General features: G+C 68.8%; 15 protein-coding genes. 5 read left to right on the top strand and 10 right to left on the bottom strand.

The annotated features are described in order from the left end of the window. Window positions 1–9: 9 nt before the first annotated feature. The 4 genes from WI26_RS27360 to WI26_RS27345 form a co-directional block, all read right to left on the bottom strand. Window positions 10–576 (bottom strand): hypothetical protein, encoded by a 567-nt coding sequence (locus tag WI26_RS27360; protein ID WP_059511596.1) that lies wholly within the window; start codon window positions 574–576, stop codon window positions 10–12. Window positions 577–643: 67 nt separating this feature from the next. Next, window positions 644–943 carry a DUF2795 domain-containing protein gene (locus tag WI26_RS27355; RefSeq protein WP_059540847.1) on the bottom strand — a complete coding sequence of 100 codons (300 nt, stop codon included), beginning with the start codon at window positions 941–943 and terminating at the stop codon, window positions 644–646. 45 nt (window positions 944–988) lie between these two features. Further along, window positions 989–2017: an SDR family oxidoreductase gene (locus tag WI26_RS27350; protein ID WP_069228332.1), complete on the bottom strand. Its 1029-nt coding sequence runs from the start codon at window positions 2015–2017 to the stop codon at window positions 989–991. Window positions 2018–2044: 27 nt separating this feature from the next. Next, window positions 2045–2452, bottom strand: a complete 408-nt coding sequence (locus WI26_RS27345) for a BON domain-containing protein (RefSeq protein WP_059511598.1) — start codon at window positions 2450–2452, stop codon at window positions 2045–2047. A gap of 243 nt (window positions 2453–2695) precedes the next feature. On the opposite strand from WI26_RS27345, the gene WI26_RS27340 reads away from it, so the two are divergent. Both WI26_RS27340 and WI26_RS27335 read left to right on the top strand, forming a co-directional pair. Next, entirely contained in the window at window positions 2696–4012 is a 1317-nt protein-coding gene (locus tag WI26_RS27340) for a glycosyltransferase family 4 protein (RefSeq protein WP_069227948.1), read from the top strand. Beyond that, complete coding sequence (locus WI26_RS27335) at window positions 4012–5055, top strand: UDP-glucuronic acid decarboxylase family protein (protein ID WP_059540976.1); 1044 nt, start codon at window positions 4012–4014, stop codon at window positions 5053–5055. Before WI26_RS27340 ends, WI26_RS27335 begins: the two co-directional genes overlap by 1 nt. 72 nt (window positions 5056–5127) lie before the next feature. Here WI26_RS27335 and WI26_RS27330 read toward each other — a convergent pair whose 3' ends face one another. Next, window positions 5128–7434, bottom strand: a complete 2307-nt coding sequence (locus WI26_RS27330) for an ATP-binding protein (RefSeq protein WP_069227947.1) — start codon at window positions 7432–7434, stop codon at window positions 5128–5130. Between the two features lie 100 nt (window positions 7435–7534). On the opposite strand from WI26_RS27330, the gene WI26_RS27325 reads away from it, so the two are divergent. Both WI26_RS27325 and WI26_RS27320 read left to right on the top strand, forming a co-directional pair. Further along, window positions 7535–8242 (top strand): PIG-L family deacetylase, encoded by a 708-nt coding sequence (locus WI26_RS27325; protein ID WP_069227946.1) that lies wholly within the window; start codon window positions 7535–7537, stop codon window positions 8240–8242. Continuing rightward, window positions 8221–9144 (top strand): glycosyltransferase family 2 protein, encoded by a 924-nt coding sequence (locus WI26_RS27320; protein WP_069227945.1) that lies wholly within the window; start codon window positions 8221–8223, stop codon window positions 9142–9144. The genes WI26_RS27325 and WI26_RS27320 overlap by 22 nt, the downstream gene beginning before the upstream one ends. Window positions 9145–9161: 17 nt before the next feature. Here the strand turns inward: WI26_RS27320 and WI26_RS27315 are convergent, their stop codons facing one another. Further along, window positions 9162–10529 (bottom strand): sigma-54-dependent transcriptional regulator, encoded by a 1368-nt coding sequence (locus tag WI26_RS27315; RefSeq protein ID WP_069227944.1) that lies wholly within the window; start codon window positions 10527–10529, stop codon window positions 9162–9164. Window positions 10530–10877: 348 nt separating this feature from the next. Between WI26_RS27315 and WI26_RS27310 the strand changes: the two genes are divergently transcribed. Next, complete coding sequence (locus WI26_RS27310) at window positions 10878–11954, top strand: sigma-54 interaction domain-containing protein (RefSeq protein ID WP_069227943.1); 1077 nt, start codon at window positions 10878–10880, stop codon at window positions 11952–11954. Window positions 11955–11980: 26 nt separating this feature from the next. On the opposite strand, the gene WI26_RS27305 is transcribed toward WI26_RS27310, so the two are convergent. Genes WI26_RS27305 through WI26_RS27290 form a run of 4 tightly spaced genes read right to left on the bottom strand, consistent with a single transcriptional unit; the run spans window position 11981 to window position 16737 of the window. Next, a complete protein-coding gene (locus WI26_RS27305) occupies window positions 11981–12931 on the bottom strand; it encodes a glycosyltransferase (RefSeq protein WP_069227942.1) in 951 nt (316 codons plus the stop codon). Continuing rightward, the gene (locus WI26_RS27300) at window positions 12921–13997 is read right to left on the bottom strand and encodes a glycosyltransferase family 9 protein (protein WP_069227941.1); all 1077 of its coding nucleotides are present in this window, start codon (window positions 13995–13997) and stop codon (window positions 12921–12923) included. The genes WI26_RS27305 and WI26_RS27300 overlap by 11 nt, the downstream gene beginning before the upstream one ends. Then, on the bottom strand, window positions 13994–14995 hold the full coding sequence (locus WI26_RS27295) for a glycosyltransferase family 2 protein (RefSeq protein ID WP_069227940.1): 1002 nt from the start codon (window positions 14993–14995) through the stop codon (window positions 13994–13996). The genes WI26_RS27300 and WI26_RS27295 overlap by 4 nt, the downstream gene beginning before the upstream one ends. Beyond that, complete coding sequence (locus WI26_RS27290; RefSeq protein WP_059593998.1) at window positions 14992–16737, bottom strand: carbamoyltransferase; 1746 nt, start codon at window positions 16735–16737, stop codon at window positions 14992–14994. Before WI26_RS27290 ends, WI26_RS27295 begins: the two co-directional genes overlap by 4 nt. Window positions 16738–16739: the final 2 nt, after the last annotated feature.

The following is a 16739-nucleotide window of genomic DNA, read 5'->3' as shown; positions in this document are numbered from 1 at the left end:
ACAACGCGTTCAACGCGGGCTGCCCTGCGTGGTGCCGTCCGGCCGGCGCACCGGATCGAAATCGCGCCATTCGCCGTCCTGCCAGTCGCCCTCGACGCGCTCGATCGATTGCGCGCCGGTCGCGCGCAGCACGTCTTCCGCGGCGGCGGCGGTCGTCGCCGTCACGCGCGCGGCCAGGATCACGCCGGTCTCGGTATGGGCCAGCGTGCCCTTGCCTTCGGCCTGCTCGCCGCGCATCCGGCCGAGCGCGCCGCCGAATGCGCCGAGGTACGCACCGGCGAGCGCGCCCGCGGCCGGCACGAACCAGTAGTGCACGCCAAGCGCGTAGACGATCAGCCCGACGATCGCGCCGATCAGCAGCCCGCGCAGCGCGCCGACCATCGCGCCGCGGCCGCCCGGCTTCGCCGCCGTATCGGCATATACGTCGCCGCCGATCGGAAAGCGTGCGTGCTGGCCACCCGGGTTCAGGAAGAAGATCGACACGTCGTCCGGACCGAACGCGCGCTCGTAAAGGTGGCGCGCGCCACCTTCCGCTTCATCGAACGTCGTGAAGCGCCCTGCGACGATCATCGCCATGTTCATGCTCCTCGTGAACGTAAGGCGCCGCGCACGCGACGGCGTGCGCGACGCGACATGGCGGCGCTCACATCAACCGCCCGAGCTCCTTCGATACCGATGCCGGCGTGCCGTATTCGCGATCGGGGATCTGCCTGAGCATGTCGAGCACGCGCGGATCGGCGTGCGAGCGTTCCGCGCACTGGACGACATCCGACTTGCTCGCCGGATAGTCCATTCCCTTCAGCGCCTTCTGCACGTCGACCGGGCTCGGCGCCTTGCCGTGCCCCGCCTGGTGGCCGCCCTTGTCGTGGTCCTGCTGCGTGCGCTCGCCTTCGTGCGCGCGAGAGTGGCTGTATTCGTGGCCCGTATGTTGTCGGGATGACATGGAAACCTCCTTCGGATGAGAAACCGGAAACGGAAAGGAACGCGATCACGTCGACGCACGCCGCGCACGTGCCAGTGCGGCGAACACCAGCGCCGCGGCGCCGAGCGCAACCGCGCCCGCGACCTTCGGCTGCTGCACCACCGCGTTGTACGCGCAGCCGCGCAGCACGGGGCCCTCCATCCCTTCGCGCTCGTGCAGCGCATGGCGGGACTCGTACAGCGCGTTGTCGTCGCGCGGGCGCGCGGGGCGCACGGTGCGCTGGCCGCGCGAGAACAGTGTCGCCGCGACGCGATCGAACAGGCGCGGCGCGTAATACGCGCCGGCCGACGTGAGCTTCGCGGCGCCGCCGACGAACAGCGCGCGGCGCGGGTGCGCGGCGGCGAACAGGATCGCGTCGGCGACGAGATCCGGGTCGTAGATCGGCGGCGGCAACTTCGCCTCGACGTTCATGTAGTTCTTCGCGTGCATCACGAACATCGTGTCGATCGCGGCCGGCTTGATCAACGTCACGGACACGGGCAGGTGATCCGACTCGAGCTCGAGCCGCAGCGAATCGGTGAAGCCCTTCACCGCGTGCTTCGATGCCGTATACGCGCTTTGCAGCGGCACCGGCGCATCGGACGCCTCGCTGCCCATGTTGATGATCGCGCCGCCGTGGAAATCGCTCTTGCGCCGGAAATGATCCGACGCGACGAGCGAGCCGTGCACGACGCCCCAGTAGTTGGTGTCGAACAGTCGCCGCTGATCCTCGAGCGGCACCGCCGCCGCCGTACCGAAGATCGACACGCCCGCGTTGTTGACCCACGTGTCGAAGCCGCCATAGGTATCGGCCGCCTTCGCGGCCGCGCGTTGCAAGTCCTCGAGCACGGCGACGTCGCCGGCGACCGGCACCGCCAGGCCGCCATGCTGGCGGATTTCCTCGCACAGCGTGTTCAGCGCGTCCTCGTTGCGCGCGAACAGCACCAGCTTCGCACCGCGCCGTGCCGCCTTGCGCGCGGTGACGAGGCCGATGCCGCTCGTGGCGCCCGTGATCACGATCGTCTGCTCGCCGACCGGTTTGAGCATGCAGTTCATCACTGGACTCCTTCTACGGGGCCGGGGTTATTTCGGGCGAATGGTCAACTGGTTGCGCACGTCCTGCACGCCGTCGATCTGCCTGACGACGCTCACCGCCTGCGTGCGCTGCTGGTCGTCCGGCACGCTGCCGGTCAGCATCACGACGCCGTGGCGCGTCTTCACATGAATGTCGCCGGCCGACAGGCCGCTCGTGCCGACCAGCTCGGCTTTCGCCTTGGTCGTGATGGTCGCGTCGCGGATCTTGGTGCCGGTGCTCGAATGGGTCGATGACGACATGGACGACGATGTCGTGCCGTCGTCTCCGGCGGCAAACACGTTCGGCGCGACGACGGTACAGGCAGTGGCCGCGGCGATCGCGACCGCCATGCCGAGACGCTTCGCCGCACGACGGCGGAATCGCGGAGCGCGAGCTTGCAGCGGGAATACCTTCATCGTGACCTCCTGTCGTGTGATGCCGGCATGGCCGGCGGACATCCGGGTGGCGCAAATCGCGTGCCGCGCGCAACACGCCGCATGCACGCGCGGCACGGTGATCGGACGCCCTTTCATCCAACGCGTTGTAATTTTTTCGGCACATGGGCGGGGTGCGCCTCCCGCAAAGTGCCGGGCACGGCGATTGCCGGAGAGGGACGCAACGGGGCTCGCCGGCGTGGCCCCGACCTCGGGAGCAACACCATGCAAAGAATTGCGTTGATCAGTGAACATGCGTCGCCGCTGGGGGTGATCGGCGGCGTTGATGCGGGCGGGCAGAACATCTACGTCGCGAACGTCGCGAAGCAGTTGGCCGAGCGCGGCCTCGACGTCGACGTCTATACGCGCTGCGACAATCCGCACCTGCCGGAAGTCGTGCAGATCGGTCCGCGCATGCGCGTGATCCACGTGCCGGCCGGGCCGCCCGCCGATATCCCGAAGGAACGCCTGCTGCCGTACATGGGCGCGTTCGCGGACTACATGGTGGCGCGCATGCGGCGCGATCCCGACCCGGTCGACGTGATGCACGCGAACTTCTTCATGTCGGGCGAGGCCGCGCTGCGCGTGAAGAAGCGCCTCGGGATTCCGCTCGTCATGACGTTCCATGCCCTCGGCCGCGTGCGCCGGCTGCATCAGGGCTCGGCCGACGGATTTCCCGACGAACGCTTCACGATCGAGGACACGCTCGCGCGTCGCGCGGACAGGCTGATCGCCGAATGCCCGCAGGATGCGCTCGATCTGACCACGCACTACCGCGCCGACGCCGCGCGCATCGAGATCGTGCCCTGCGGATTCGATGCGCGCGAATTCCGGCCGGTGCCGCGTGTCGATGCGCGAGCGCGGCTCGGCTGGCCGCACGATGCCTTCGTCGTGCTGCAGCTCGGGCGGCTCGTGCCGCGCAAGGGAATCGACACCGTGATCGACGCGCTCGCGCGAATGCCGCGCGACGCGAACCGGCCGACGCGGCTCTACATCGTCGGCGGCAGCCAGGCGACGCCCGACCCGGCGCGCGATCCGGAACTTGCCCGCCTTGCGGCACTCGCGCACGACACCGGCATCGCGGAGCGCGTGACGTTCGTGGGCCGGCGCGAGCGCGACACGCTGCACCTGTACTACAGCGCGGCGGACGTATTCGTGACGACGCCGTGGTACGAGCCGTTCGGCATCACGCCGGTCGAGGCGATGGCGTGTGCCGCGCCGGTGATCGGCAGCAATGTCGGCGGTATCCGCACGACGGTGGACGACGGCGTCACCGGCTACCTGGTGCCGCCGCGCGACCCGGCCGCGCTCGCCGAACGGCTCGTGCAACTGCGCGCACGACCGGACCTGTGCGATGCGCTCGGCCGGGCCGGCTATCTGCGCGCGCACCGCTTCTATACGTGGCGCGGCGTGACCGACCGCCTCGTCGACATCTACCGCGACGTCGCGCATCCGCAACGTGCCGGCACGGCGGCCAGCAGCCGCCGAACGCCCGTCGCGACCACGCCGGGCGTACTCGCGCACCGCAAGGAGAACGCATGATGAAGGGCTACGATCGCAAACGGGTGCTCGTCACGGGCGGGGCCGGGTTTCTCGGTTCGCATCTGTGCGAGCGCCTCGTCACGGCCGGACACGACGTACTGTGCGTCGACAATTTCTACACCGGGACGAAGGACAACATCGCGCACCTGCTCGATGCGCCGAACTTCGAGCTGATGCGGCACGACGTGACGTTTCCGCTATACGTCGAGGTTGACGAGATCTACAACCTCGCATGCCCGGCATCGCCCGTGCATTATCAACGCGACCCGGTGCAGACGACCAAGACCAGCGTGCACGGCGCGATCAACCTGCTCGGCCTCGCGAAGCGCGTGAAGGCGCGCATCCTGCAAGCGTCGACGAGCGAGGTGTACGGCGACCCCGACGTGCATCCGCAGGACGAGCGCTACTGCGGCCGCGTGAACCCGATCGGCGTGCGCGCGTGCTACGACGAAGGCAAGCGCTGCGCGGAAACGCTGTTCATGGACTATCACCGCCAGTACGGCGTCGACGTTCGGATCGCGCGAATCTTCAACACGTACGGGCCGCGCATGCATCCGGCCGACGGGCGCGTCGTGTCCAACTTCATCACGCAGGCGCTGGCCGGCGAGCCGCTGACCGTCTACGGCGACGGCAAACAGACGCGCTCGTTCTGCTATGTCGACGACATGGTGGATGCGCTGGTCCGGCTGATGGACGAACCGGGCGACGCATGCGAGCCGGTGAACCTCGGCAGCGACGACGAGATCGCGATGATCGACGTCGCGCGCGAGGTCGTGAGGATCGTCGGCGCGACGGTCGCGATCGAATTCTGTCCGCTGCCGTCCGACGACCCGCGCCAGCGGCGGCCCGATCTCGATGTCGCGCACCGGCGCCTCGGCTGGCGCGCGACGACCCCGCTCGCGAGCGGGCTCGCGCATACCGCGCGGTATTTCATCCATCGGCAAGTCGTGCGTCACACGCCGGGCGACCTCGTGCGCAGCACGCAGATCGCGTCGCACATGCTCGCGCAGATCAGCACGCAGAACCGGCCGGCGACGACCTGAACGCGGTGGCGCGGCGCGGCGGCGCGTCACCGCCAGCCGATGCGGCAGCGGGCGGCCGATGCGCGCCGCGCATCAGCCGTCGCGCTTCGTCACGTGCGCGATCTTGTGTGCCAGTTCGCGAACGTCGACCGGCTTGCACAGATAGCCGTCGAAGCCGGCGTCGAGCGCGCGGCGCTCGTCCGCGAGGCCCGCGTGCGCGGTCACGGCGAGCACGCGCAGGTCGGGCGGGCTGCCGCCGTTCGCGGCGCCGCGGCGCAACGCGTTCAGCAGCCAGAAGCCGTCGCCGTCGGACATCGCGAGATCGGACAGCACGACGGTCGGCTTCACGTCCGCGACGACCGCGAGCGCATCGCGGCCCGACGCTGCAATGGCGACGGTCGCGCCGAGCGTGCTCAGCGCGGCGGTGAGGCTCGTGCGCGTGGTCGCGTCGTCATCGACGATCAGGATGCGTTGCGAATCGAGCATCAACGGGCCGCGCTGGCCGTCGTCTCGCGTAGCGCCCCACACCATCGCCCCGACCGGCTGCCACCCGGCCGGCAACGTCACGGTGAACGTGGTGCCGCGATTGCGGCCTGTGCTTTCGACGCAGACCTTGCCACCATGCAACTCGGCGATATGCCTCACGATCGACAGGCCGAGCCCGAGCCCGCGCCGCGACGAAGCGGGCGAATCGTCAGCGCGGCGGAACATGTCGAACACATACGGGATGAACTCCGGCGCGATGCCCTGCCCGGTGTCGGAGACGGTCAGCGTCGCATGCCCGGCGTCGCGCGACAGCGTGACCGTCACCGCCCCGCCGGCCGGCGTGAACTTCAGTGCGTTCGACACGAGGTTCGACAGCATCTGACGCAAGCGTTCCGCGTCGCCGGGCACCACGCATGCGGGCATGGTGCAGTCGAATTCGAGCACGATGCCGGCCGACGACGCGGCCGTCTGGAACGCGCTCGTCGCATCCGCGAACAGCCGCACGACGTCCACCGGCATCGAGTCGATCCGCAGCTTGCCGGTCGCGAGCGACGATGCGTCGAGGATGTCGCCGACCATGCGCGTGAGCGAACGCGCGCTGCGGTCGATCGCATCGATCGCCTGCTGCTGCAGCGCGTCGTCGCCCGAATTGCGCAGCACCTCGATCCAGCCGTAGATCACGTTCAGCGGCGTGCGCAGTTCGTGCGAGACGGTCGCGAGCAATTCGTCCTTCAGGCGGTTCGACGTATCGGCCTGGTCGCGCGCGTCGCGCGCGCCCTGCAGCGAGCGATGCGTGCGCAGGTCGCGGCGGCGCTGCGCGCTGGTCTCGCGCAGCGTCAGCGACAGCGCGACGCTGCTGCGCGCGTCGCCTTTCACCGGGCATGCGGATACCGTTGCGCGAAAACGCCGGCCGTCGCGACGCACGCACAGCAGCTCGAGCGGGCCGACCGGCTCGTGCATCGCGTCGAACGATTCGGCCAGCGGATTGCGCGCCAGCCAGCGCATCGCGATCAGCGCTTCGAGCGACCGCCCGCACGCGTCGTCCTCGTCGTACCCGAAGAGCCGCTGCGCGGCCGGGTTCCAGCTCACGATACGGCCGTGGCCGTCGATCCCGACGATCGCGTCCGGCGATGCCTCCACGATCGCGTGCTGCAATCGCGACTTGTCGGCGAGCCCGCGCGCCATGCCGTCATCGCGCAGCAGCAGCACCGCGCCGTCGATGTTGCCATGCGCATCGGTGATCGGCGACGCCGCCTCGACGATCGGCACCGGCGTGCTGCCGTCGACGCCATGCAGCCAGTGCCGGTCGGACGACGCATGCGCGCCGCCGAGCGCGCGATCGAGCGGCGTCGTCTGCACGCGCCGGCCGTCGTGATCGCACACGCGCAGCACGTCGCGCACCGGCCGACCCGCCGCTTCGTCCGGGCCGCAGCCGGCCAGTTCGGCCGCCGCCGCATTCAGGTAAGTCACGCGGCCTTGCGCATCGGTCGAGATCACACCGTGCGGCAGCGCCTGCAGCACGGCTTCGAGCTGCCGCCGCGTGGCGGCTTCTCGCCGGCGCGCGAGCTCGTTCGTGAGCCGCGCGTGACGCAGCATCGCCGCGATCGCACACACCAGCGCCCCGATCAGCATGAAGGTGCCGAGCCGCACGAGACGGACCGTCAACGGTTCGGTATAGGCGCCCGGATCGGACAGGAACAGCGTCCAGACCAGCAGCCCGCTCACCGCCGTCGACGCGATCCCGAACAGGAACGACGTCACCCATGCGGCGCCGGCCAGCAGCGGGTAGTACAGGACGAGCGGCAGGTTCACGCCGCCGAAGCGGATCGTCAGCGCCTGCAGCACGGTCGCGATCGCGACGAGCATCACGGCGGTGGCGTAATTCCCGGCCTGCGGCCGTGCAATGTCAATCATCGGACACGCTCCTGCCGGCAGGCCGGCGGCGGGCCGCGCATGAACGAACGGGCACGTCACATGCTCGCGCGCTTACGCTGACTTTGGAGACCTTCACGCCATGACCACTCCGACACGCTGGCTCGTCGTCTCGCCGCATCTCGACGACGCCGTCTTCAGTTGCGGGCAGTTGCTCGCGCAGGCGCCCGGCTCGATCGTCGTCACGGTCTTCGCGGGAATTCCGTCCCACGGGACCGCCGCGCCGCCGTGGGATCGGCGCGCGGGTTTCCACACGGCAGACGAAGCCATGCGCACGCGTCGCAACGAGGACCGCCGTGCGCTCGAGACGCTCGACGCACAGGCGGTGTGGCTCGACTTCCTCGACGACCAGTACGGCACGCCGGCCGCGTCGACGGCGATCGCCACGCGCGTGGCCGCCGCCATCGCCGCGCACCCGGGCTTCGGTGTGCTCGCGCCGGCCGGCCTGTTCCATCGCGATCATCTGCAGGTGCAACAGGCCATGCTGACGCTGCTGCGCGACGACGTTCGGTCGGGCGATGCATCGCGTATGTGGCGCTTCTACGAGGATGTGCCGTACCGTCGGATCGACGGGTTGATGGCCAGGCGCGTGATCGCCTGGCGCGAACACGGCTGGGCGGCCCATCCGGTCGGCACGCCGACCGGCAACCGCATGGATGCCGCGGCGGCGAAGGCCGCCGCCGTGGACGCGTATGCGAGCCAGATTGCGCTGTTCGAGCCTCATATGCGTGCCGATCTCCGCGAACCCGAAACATACTGGCGGCTCGAATGCGACGGCTCGTCCGCGTAACGCCCGCGCGTGTCGCGCTGCCGCCACGCGAGGCGCGCATGACCGCGGTCGTGCTCACCTGGCGGCGCCCGACGGAACTCGCGCGCACGCTCGCGCGACTCTCCAGCCTCCCCGACCGGCCGGCGATCGTCGTCGTCGACAACGGATCGGACGATGCGACCGCGGCGCTCGTGCGCGATCGCTTTGCGCATGCGACGCTGGTGCATGCTCCGGTCAATCTCGGCGCTTCCGGCCGCAATCTCGGCGCGGCCGTTGCACGCACGCGCCACGTCGCGTTCTGCGACGACGACACCTGGTGGGCGCCCGGCTCGCTCGCCGAAGCAGCGAACCTGCTCGATGCGCATCCGCATGTCGCAGCCGTCACCGCGCGCGTGCTGGTCGGGCCCGACCAGCGCGAGGACCCGACCTGCACGCTGATGGCCGACAGCCCGCTCGATGCACCCGTCGCGCTGCCGGGCCCGCCGATCCTCGGACTGCTGGCCGGCGCGACCGCGTTCCGGCGAGACGCGTTCCTCGCCGCGGGCGGATATCATCCGCGCTACTTCCTCGGCGGCGAGGAAGCGCTGCTCGCGCTCGATCTGTATCGCGCGGGCGCGTGGCTCGTCTATGCACCGCATCTGACGGTTCATCATTACCCTTCGATGCACCGCGACGCGCACACGCGCGCGCGCGTGTGCGCACGCAACGCGGTGTGGACCGCGTGGCTCAGGTGGCCGGCCGGCGCCGCGCTCGCGCATACGATCCGCATGTTGCCGCGCCTGTGGCGCGAACGCGGCATCACGCCCGCATTCGCGGGCCTGCCGTGGATCCTGCGTGAGCGGCGCGCGTTGCCGCCGCACGTCGAGCGCATGCGCCGCCGCCTCGACGACGATGCGCGCCGCCGTGCGGGCGCGCGCGCATGAGCGTGACCGTCGCGCCATCAGGAATCCGGTTTCTCCGCTTCGTCTTCCAGTTGCGCGAGCCGGTTGTAGATCGTCTTCAGGCTGACGTCGAGCACCTCCGCCGCCTGCGCCTTCACGCCGCCGCATTGCGCGATCGTGCCCAGGATCAGCTTGCGATCGACTTCCTCGAGCGGCGTGCCGAACGGCACCGTCACGCGGTCTTCGTGCGAGTCGACCATGCCCGACAGTTCTTCCATGATCGGCGGCGGCAGCGTGTCGATCACATCCGCGTCGCTGAAGATGCTCGCGCGCTGCACGAAATTGCGCAACTCGCGCACGTTGCCGGGCCACGCGTAGGTCTTCAGCGCCTCGCGCGCGGCCGGCGCGAAGCGCAGGTTGCGGCCGCTTTCCTCGTTGTAGCGCTGCAGGAACGCATCGGCGAGCATCGGGATGTCGTCGCCGCGCTCGCGCAGCGACGGCAGCGGAATCGGAAACACGTTGATCCGGTGATAGAGGTCGGGCCGCAGCTTGCCGTCGGCCATCGCCGCTTCCGGATCGCGGTTGGTCGCCGCGACGATGCGCACGTCGACGTCGATCTCGCGCGTCGAGCCGAGCCGCGTGAGCCGCCCGGTTTCCAGCACGCGCAGCAGCTTGACCTGCGACTCGACCGGCATCTCGGTGATTTCGTCGAGGAACAGCGTGCCGCCGTCCGCGCGTTCGAAGAAACCCTTGTGCTGCCGCTCGGCGCCGGTGAAGCTGCCGCGGTCGTGGCCGAACATCTCGCTCTCGACGAGGTTCGCCGCGATCGCACCGCAGTTCACCGCGAGGAACGGGCCGCGGCGACGCAGGCTCAGATCGTGAACCGTCTGCGCGGCGAGCTCCTTGCCGGTACCCGACTCGCCGGTGAGCAGCACCGACGCCTCGGTACGCGCGACACGGCCGATCGCATCGTAGACGGCCTGCATCGCGGGCGAGCTGCCGAGCATCCGGCCGAAACGGCCGAGACGTTTCAGCTCCGAACGCAGTTCGGCGATTTCCTCGTGCAATGCGGTAGTGCGCGGCACGCGCGCGAAGATGCTGTTCAGCCGCTGCATGTTGAGCGGCTTCACCAGGTAATCGGTCGCGCCGCGCCGCAATGCGTCGATCGCGGTTTCGAGGCTCGCGTGACCGGTGGTCAGCACCATTTCGCAATGCCCGCGCTTGGGCAATGCATCGAACAGATCCATCCCGTTGCCGTCCGGCAGCACGAGATCGCACAACACGAGATCGGGGGTATGCGTCGAGACGAGCGTGCGCGCTTCTTCGAGCGTCGCGGCCGTATCGCACGAGAGTTGCTGCGCGCGTGCGAGCGTCGCGAGCATCGTGCGCGTATCGGCATCGTCTTCGACGATCAGGACATAAGGCATCGAAGCTCCTGGTGGTGCGGCCCGGACGCCAGGCGTCGGCCCGAAACCGCGGCGGGCATGCGATGCGGGGTGCGGCGCCGGCACTGGCGGCACATCCGCACTGCACACGAATGAGCAGACTAGCTGTCCTGCCATGACAAACGAGTGCTTAGCAGTATAGAAGAAGCGCGTCGCGCATACGGCTCTCATCGAATAAATCTATCCCCGCGCGGCGGTCGCATTGCGAGATTCAATCCGGACGTAACGGTATAAAAGGTATGATGGGCACATGAAAAAACGACGCGTAACGGTCATTTTTTCATCTGCCTTCGACGATTTCGGTCAATACTTCCCAACGCAATATCACTCATGTCGAAATCCGACGATGACGGCACGCGACTGTTCGGCCGCTCGCAAACGATCCAGAACCTGCTGCTGAAAGTGTCGCGCGTCGCCACGACACGCGTGAGCGTGCTGGTGGTCGGCGAAAGCGGCGCAGGCAAGGACATCGTCGCGCGGCTGATCCACGACATGAGCCCGCGCCGGCGCGGGCCGTTCGTGCCGGTCAATTGCGGCGCGATTCCGAAGGACATCGCGGAATCGCATTTGTTCGGTCACGAAAAAGGCAGCTTTACCGGCGCCGTTGCACAACATGTGGGCATGTTCGAAGCCGCGCGCGGCGGCACGCTTTTTCTCGACGAAATCGCGGAAATGCCGGCGGAATTGCAGGTGAAATTGCTGCGCACGCTCGAGTCGAACACGATCATGCGCGTCGGCGGTCACGAAGCGATTCCGCTCGATGTGCGGATCGTCGCCGCCACCCATCACGACCCCGTGGAGGCCGTGCGCAGCGGCCGGCTGCGCGAGGATCTCTTCTACCGGATCGCGACGATCGCGCTGCACGTCCCCGCGCTGCGGCAGCGCGGGGACGACGTCGGCGACATCGCGCTGCAGATCGTCGACCGGCTGAACGCACGGCACCGCACGCGCAAGCGCCTGTCGATGCAGGCAATGAAGGCGCTGCGCGCGTACACGTGGCCCGGCAACGTGCGCGAGCTGCGCAACGCGCTGGAGCGCGCATTCATCCTCGCGGACGAACAGATCGAACTGCAGTTGCCGCGCCGGCAACAGCCGCGCGAGGAGATCCGACACAACGCGATGACGCTGCATATCGGCACGACGCTCGCGCATACGCAGCAGCGCTTCATCGTCGCGTCGCTGCGCCATTTCAACGGCGACAAGCCGCGCACCGCGAAGGCGCTCGGCATCAGCCTGAAGACGCTGTACAACCGCCTCGCGCTATTGCCCGAACACGAGCGCAGCGCGGCGAACGGCGCGAGCGCGCCGACGCCGGGTACGAATGGCGCAAGTGGCGCAAGTGGCGCCGGCGGCGTCCCCCCCGGCAGCACGGGCGCTGGCACGCCGCCGAGCGCGCCGAACCCGTAAGCGCGCCACCTCGGCGCCCGCGCCGCTCACGACGCGACGTCGCACAACGCACTGTCCCATTCACGCACGAACCGCTCGATCCCGAACCGCTCGCATGCGTCGCGCTTCGCCGCCGCACCCCACTCGCGCGCAACCTCCGGATCGCGGATCAGCATGCGCATTGCATCGATCAACACCGCAGGCCGCGTATCGGCGACGCCGTTGTGCCCGCTCCTCACGAGCTGCGCCATCTCCGTCGTTGCGAGCGCAACGATCGGCAGACCGATGGTCATTGCCTCGATCACCGCGAGCCCGAGGCTCGTATAGCGGATCGGATTGAAGAAGAACCGGTAGTGCGACAGGAACTGCGGCAGCGCCGGGTTCGGCACCTCGCCGATGCCGCCGAGCTCGGTCGACCCCATGCCCACCAGATCGAGCGGCACGCTGTGACGCACGACCTCGAACAGGTCCGCGCCGAGACGCCGCCCGCGTCGCGCGATGTTGTTCACGACCGTCACGCCCTTCGGCAGCGTGCCCCGATACTCGACCCCGTCGGGGATCAGCACGCCATGTTCGATCACGCGCGTCGGCGTGACGCCGCTATCCCACATCAGTGCGTTGAACGGCGTCACGTGCACCAGCAATACGTTCGGGTCCTGCACCGGATGCAGCGTGTCGGTCGGATGCTCGCGCGGCGGATCGTGTTCGACGAACAGCGCCGGCAACGCGCGCTGCGCATCGCTCAGGAGCCGCAGCCGGTCGTTCGCGTAGTGACTGTGATGCTGGTACAGCACGCAATCGAACTCGGTGTCGCGCACGCACTCGACGGGCACCTCGTGCACGTTGTCGCCCCACGGCAGATGCCCGACCTTTCCCGCGTAACCGGGCGGGTGCTGAGGCTTCGTCACGATGTAGAAATCGTGCGGCGCCTGCGACAGGTAATACAGATAGTTGCCATGCACGTGCCAGGTGAGCACGCGCAACCGCTTACGTGACATGACGTCTCTCCTCCGCGAGCAGTTCGCCTGCCCGCTCCATCACGTCGTCGACGCCGATCGCCGTCGCGCACTCGTGCCCGTACGGGCACGTGTCGAACATGCAAGGCCGGCAGGCCGGATAGTTCGCGAGCACGCGATGACGTTCGGCGTCGAGCGGCGCCCAGCGAGCCGTGTCGCTTCCGCATGCGACGACGATGCTCGGCGTGCCGAGCGCCGCCGCGACATGCGACACGCCCGTGTCGTTGCACAACACAAGCCGCGCACGGCCGATCAGCGCGGCCAGCGCGCCGAGCGGCGTGCGTCCGCACAGGTTCACGCACGGCCGCGCGAGATGTTCGACGAACGCGCCGGCCAGCGCAAGTTCCGCGCGCGTGCCGGTCAGCACGATCTGCCAGCCGTCGTCCGCGAGCTGCCTTGCCGCGCTCGCGAAGCGCTCGACCGGCCAGCGCCGCGACGCCATCCGCGCGCCCGGATGAACGATCACATAGCGGCCGGGATCGAGCGCATGCTCGTCGCACAGCACATGCCATAGCGCATAGTCGAGGCCGCCGAGCGGAAATTCCAGATAATCGCCCCAGTCCGGATAACCGAGCTTGCGCGTCAGCGACAGGTTGCGCGTGATCTCGGGCTCGCCGTCGCGCCAAACGACCGAGCAGTCGAGTGCGGTCGTGCCGCCGTCAGGCGGCACGAAGCCGGCGGTGCGCGTCGCGCCGAGCGACGCGACAATTGCATTGGTCTGCGCGCCGCTGCCGTGCAACTGAATCGCCAGATCGAAGTCGCGCGCGCGGCATTCCGCGACGAACGCCTCGCGCGCCGCCGGCCCGGCGTCCGGCTGCTCGCCGAGCCCCGGCGCGCCGGGGAACGCGATGAAGTTGTCGACGTAATCGGAGAAACGGGATGCGAACTCGCGCGCCCACGGCAGCCCGATCAGCGTGATGCGCGCGGCGGGTTCGCCGCGCCGCAGCGCGCGCAGCGCGGGCACCGCGCACAGCATGTCGCCGAGCTGCAGTGCGCGGAATACCGCGATGCGGGCCGGACCGGACGACGAAACGGATTCGAGCATCATAGAAAGAACACCCGGAAGTGAATCGCACCGCGCACGCGCCAATAGAGCGACACAGGCGGAATCGCGATCGACGTGACGATCATCTCGGCGACATGCGACGGCGTGAGCCGCGTGCCGCGCAGCCGCTTCGCGCAGAACGCCGCCGTAATCACGGCCCAGGCCGCGGCGCACGCAATGCCCGGCGCGCGCCATCCGGCCACGAAGCAGCCGATCGCGCCGAGCGCGAACAGCACGGCCGCGTAATAGTTCCATGGCGGCATCGCGCGGATATGACGCCGGTAGGTCGAGCGATGCTTCTTGTACAGCAGCGCGTCGAAGAACACCTTTGATTGCTGGCCGATGCTCGCACCCCAGCGCGCGGGGCGCACCGGATGCACGATCCGAGCGGCATCGACGCCGACGATCGGTCCCGCGTGCTCGCGCAGCGCAAACATCAGGTCGGCGTCTTCGCGCCATGCGCGCGTGAAGCGCTCGTCGAACCCGCCGACGCACTCGAGCGCCGTACGCCGCACGAAGCAGTTCGCGGTCGCGAATTCCGCATGCGCGAGGCCGGCCGCGTCGCGCTCGTAGTCGGTCGGCCGCGGGCGCAGCGGCACGTCGATGCGGCCGGCCGCGGCCACCGCCGACGGTTCCGCGAGCAGCGCGGCCGCGCCGTGGCGCAGCCAGGTCGGATCGGGAATGGTGTCGTCGTCGGTAAACGCGATCAGCGCGCCGCGCGCGCTGCGCCAGCCGATGTTGCGCGCGCCCGCCGGCCCCTGCGTATCGGGCGCGGTCATGTAACGGATCACCGGCACATCGTTCACGCGCGCGCGGCACGCGTCGACGGTTTCCCATGCACTGCCTTCCGGGTCATCGTCGACGACGACAATCTCGTAGGTAGTCGGATCGAATACCTGCACGCTCAGCGCCTCCAGGCAGCGCTCGAGCAGGTCGGGCCGCCGATACGTCGGCACGACGACCGACACGACCGGCGGCAGTTGCACGTCACGCATGTTCATCGCGGCTTCTCCAGCAGGAACGAGCCGATCACGAGCGCGTCGAGCGGCGAAGTCCAGAAGCACTCGATTGCGTCGCGCGGCGAACAGACGATCGGCTCGCCTCGCGTATTGAACGACGTGTTGACGAGCACCGGCACGCCGGTCAGCGCGTCGAACTCGGTCAACAACGCATGCAGCAGCGGATGCTGGTCTTCATCGACGGTCTGCACGCGCGCGGTGCCGTCGATGTGGCGCACCGCCGGAATGCTCGCTTCTGCTCCCGGCGCAACGTCGTACACGAACAGCATGAACGGTGCGCGCAGCGGCGTGCGCCGGCCGCCGTTGAACCAGTGATGCGCCTTGCTTTCGAGCACGACCGGCGCGACCGGCCGGAAGTCCTCGCGATCCTTGATCTTGTTCAGCTTGCGCTGCATGTCCGGATCGATCGGCGACGCAAGGATCGAGCGGGCACCGAGCGCGCGCGGCCCGAACTCCATGCGGCCCTGGAACCAGCCGATCACGCGGTTCGCCGCGAGCAGCGCGGCCGTTTGCGCGGCGACATCGGCGAGCCGCCGGTAGGGCAGTTGCGCTTCCTTCAGGAAGGCTTCGATCGCGTCGTCGCTGTATGACGGGCCGAGATACGCGTGATCCATCCGCCATTCGCCGCGCATCCCGCGCATCCGGAAGTCGGTCCACAGCGCGGCGCCGAGCGCGGTGCCCGCATCGCCGGCGGCCGGTTGCACCCACACGTCGTCGAACGGGCCGCGATCGCGAATCCTCGCGTTCATCACGCAGTTCAGCGCGACACCGCCCGCCATCGCGAGCTGCCGCTCGCCGGTCTCCGCGGCGAGCCACTCGACCGCCTGGAGCGCCGTCTCCTCGAGCACCAGTTGAAGCGCATGGGCAATGTCGCAATGATGCGGCTCGATCGGTCCGCCGCGCTCGCGCGGTGCGCCGAACAGGGCGGCGAGATCGCCGTCCGCAATCTCGTAGTAGCCCGCGCCGTTGTAGCTCACCAGCTTGCGCATCTCGTCGGCGAACACCGGCTTGCCGTACGACGCGAGCGCCATCACCTTGTACTCGTCGGACGAATGCAGGAAGCCGAGGTAGCGCGTCACGCGCTCGTACAGCAGGCCGAGCGAATGCGGGAGGTTGACCTGACCGAGGCGCCGGTACGACTGGCCGTCGAACACGCCGTAGCTCGTCGTCGCGCGTTCGCCGCGCCCGTCCATCGTCATCACCGCGCAGTGCTCGTACGGCGCCGCGAGAAATGCGCTGGCCTCGTGCGCGAGATGATGCTCGATGAAGTGCCAGCGGAACGGCCCGTCGTGCGAAACGCCACGAAACCGCCGCTGCAGGTGGTGCGGCACACCGCCGGCGAGCTGGCGCGGCGCATTCACGACCGACGACAGGAACAACGGATGCCACGGCGACACGCCGTCGGCGCGCGGCGCATGTGCGGACGGCGCAAGCGGCAGCGTCAGCGCGGTCTCGTTGCCATGACGATCGAGCTCGAGCCACGGATCGTACGAATACGCGACGTGGTCGACGTCCGCGAGCGCGATGCCCGCTTCGGCGAGACAGTAATCGATCGCGTGATACGGCAGCTCCCATGTCGAGAACGGTACCGGCCGCTTCGCGTGCTTCACGTGCGTGAAGCGTTCTTCCTCGGCCGCCGCAATTACCTCGCCATCGCGCATGAGGCACGCGGCGCTGTCGTGAAAGGCGGCATTGATGCCGAGCGTATGGATCGGGGCGGGCATGC

The sequence above is a fragment of the Burkholderia diffusa genome (assembly GCF_001718315.1).
In the GTDB taxonomy this organism is placed as follows: Bacteria; Pseudomonadota; Gammaproteobacteria; order Burkholderiales; family Burkholderiaceae; genus Burkholderia; species Burkholderia diffusa_B.
Note: the sequence above shows the minus strand (reverse complement) of the source record. Positions and strands in the feature narration are given on the sequence as shown.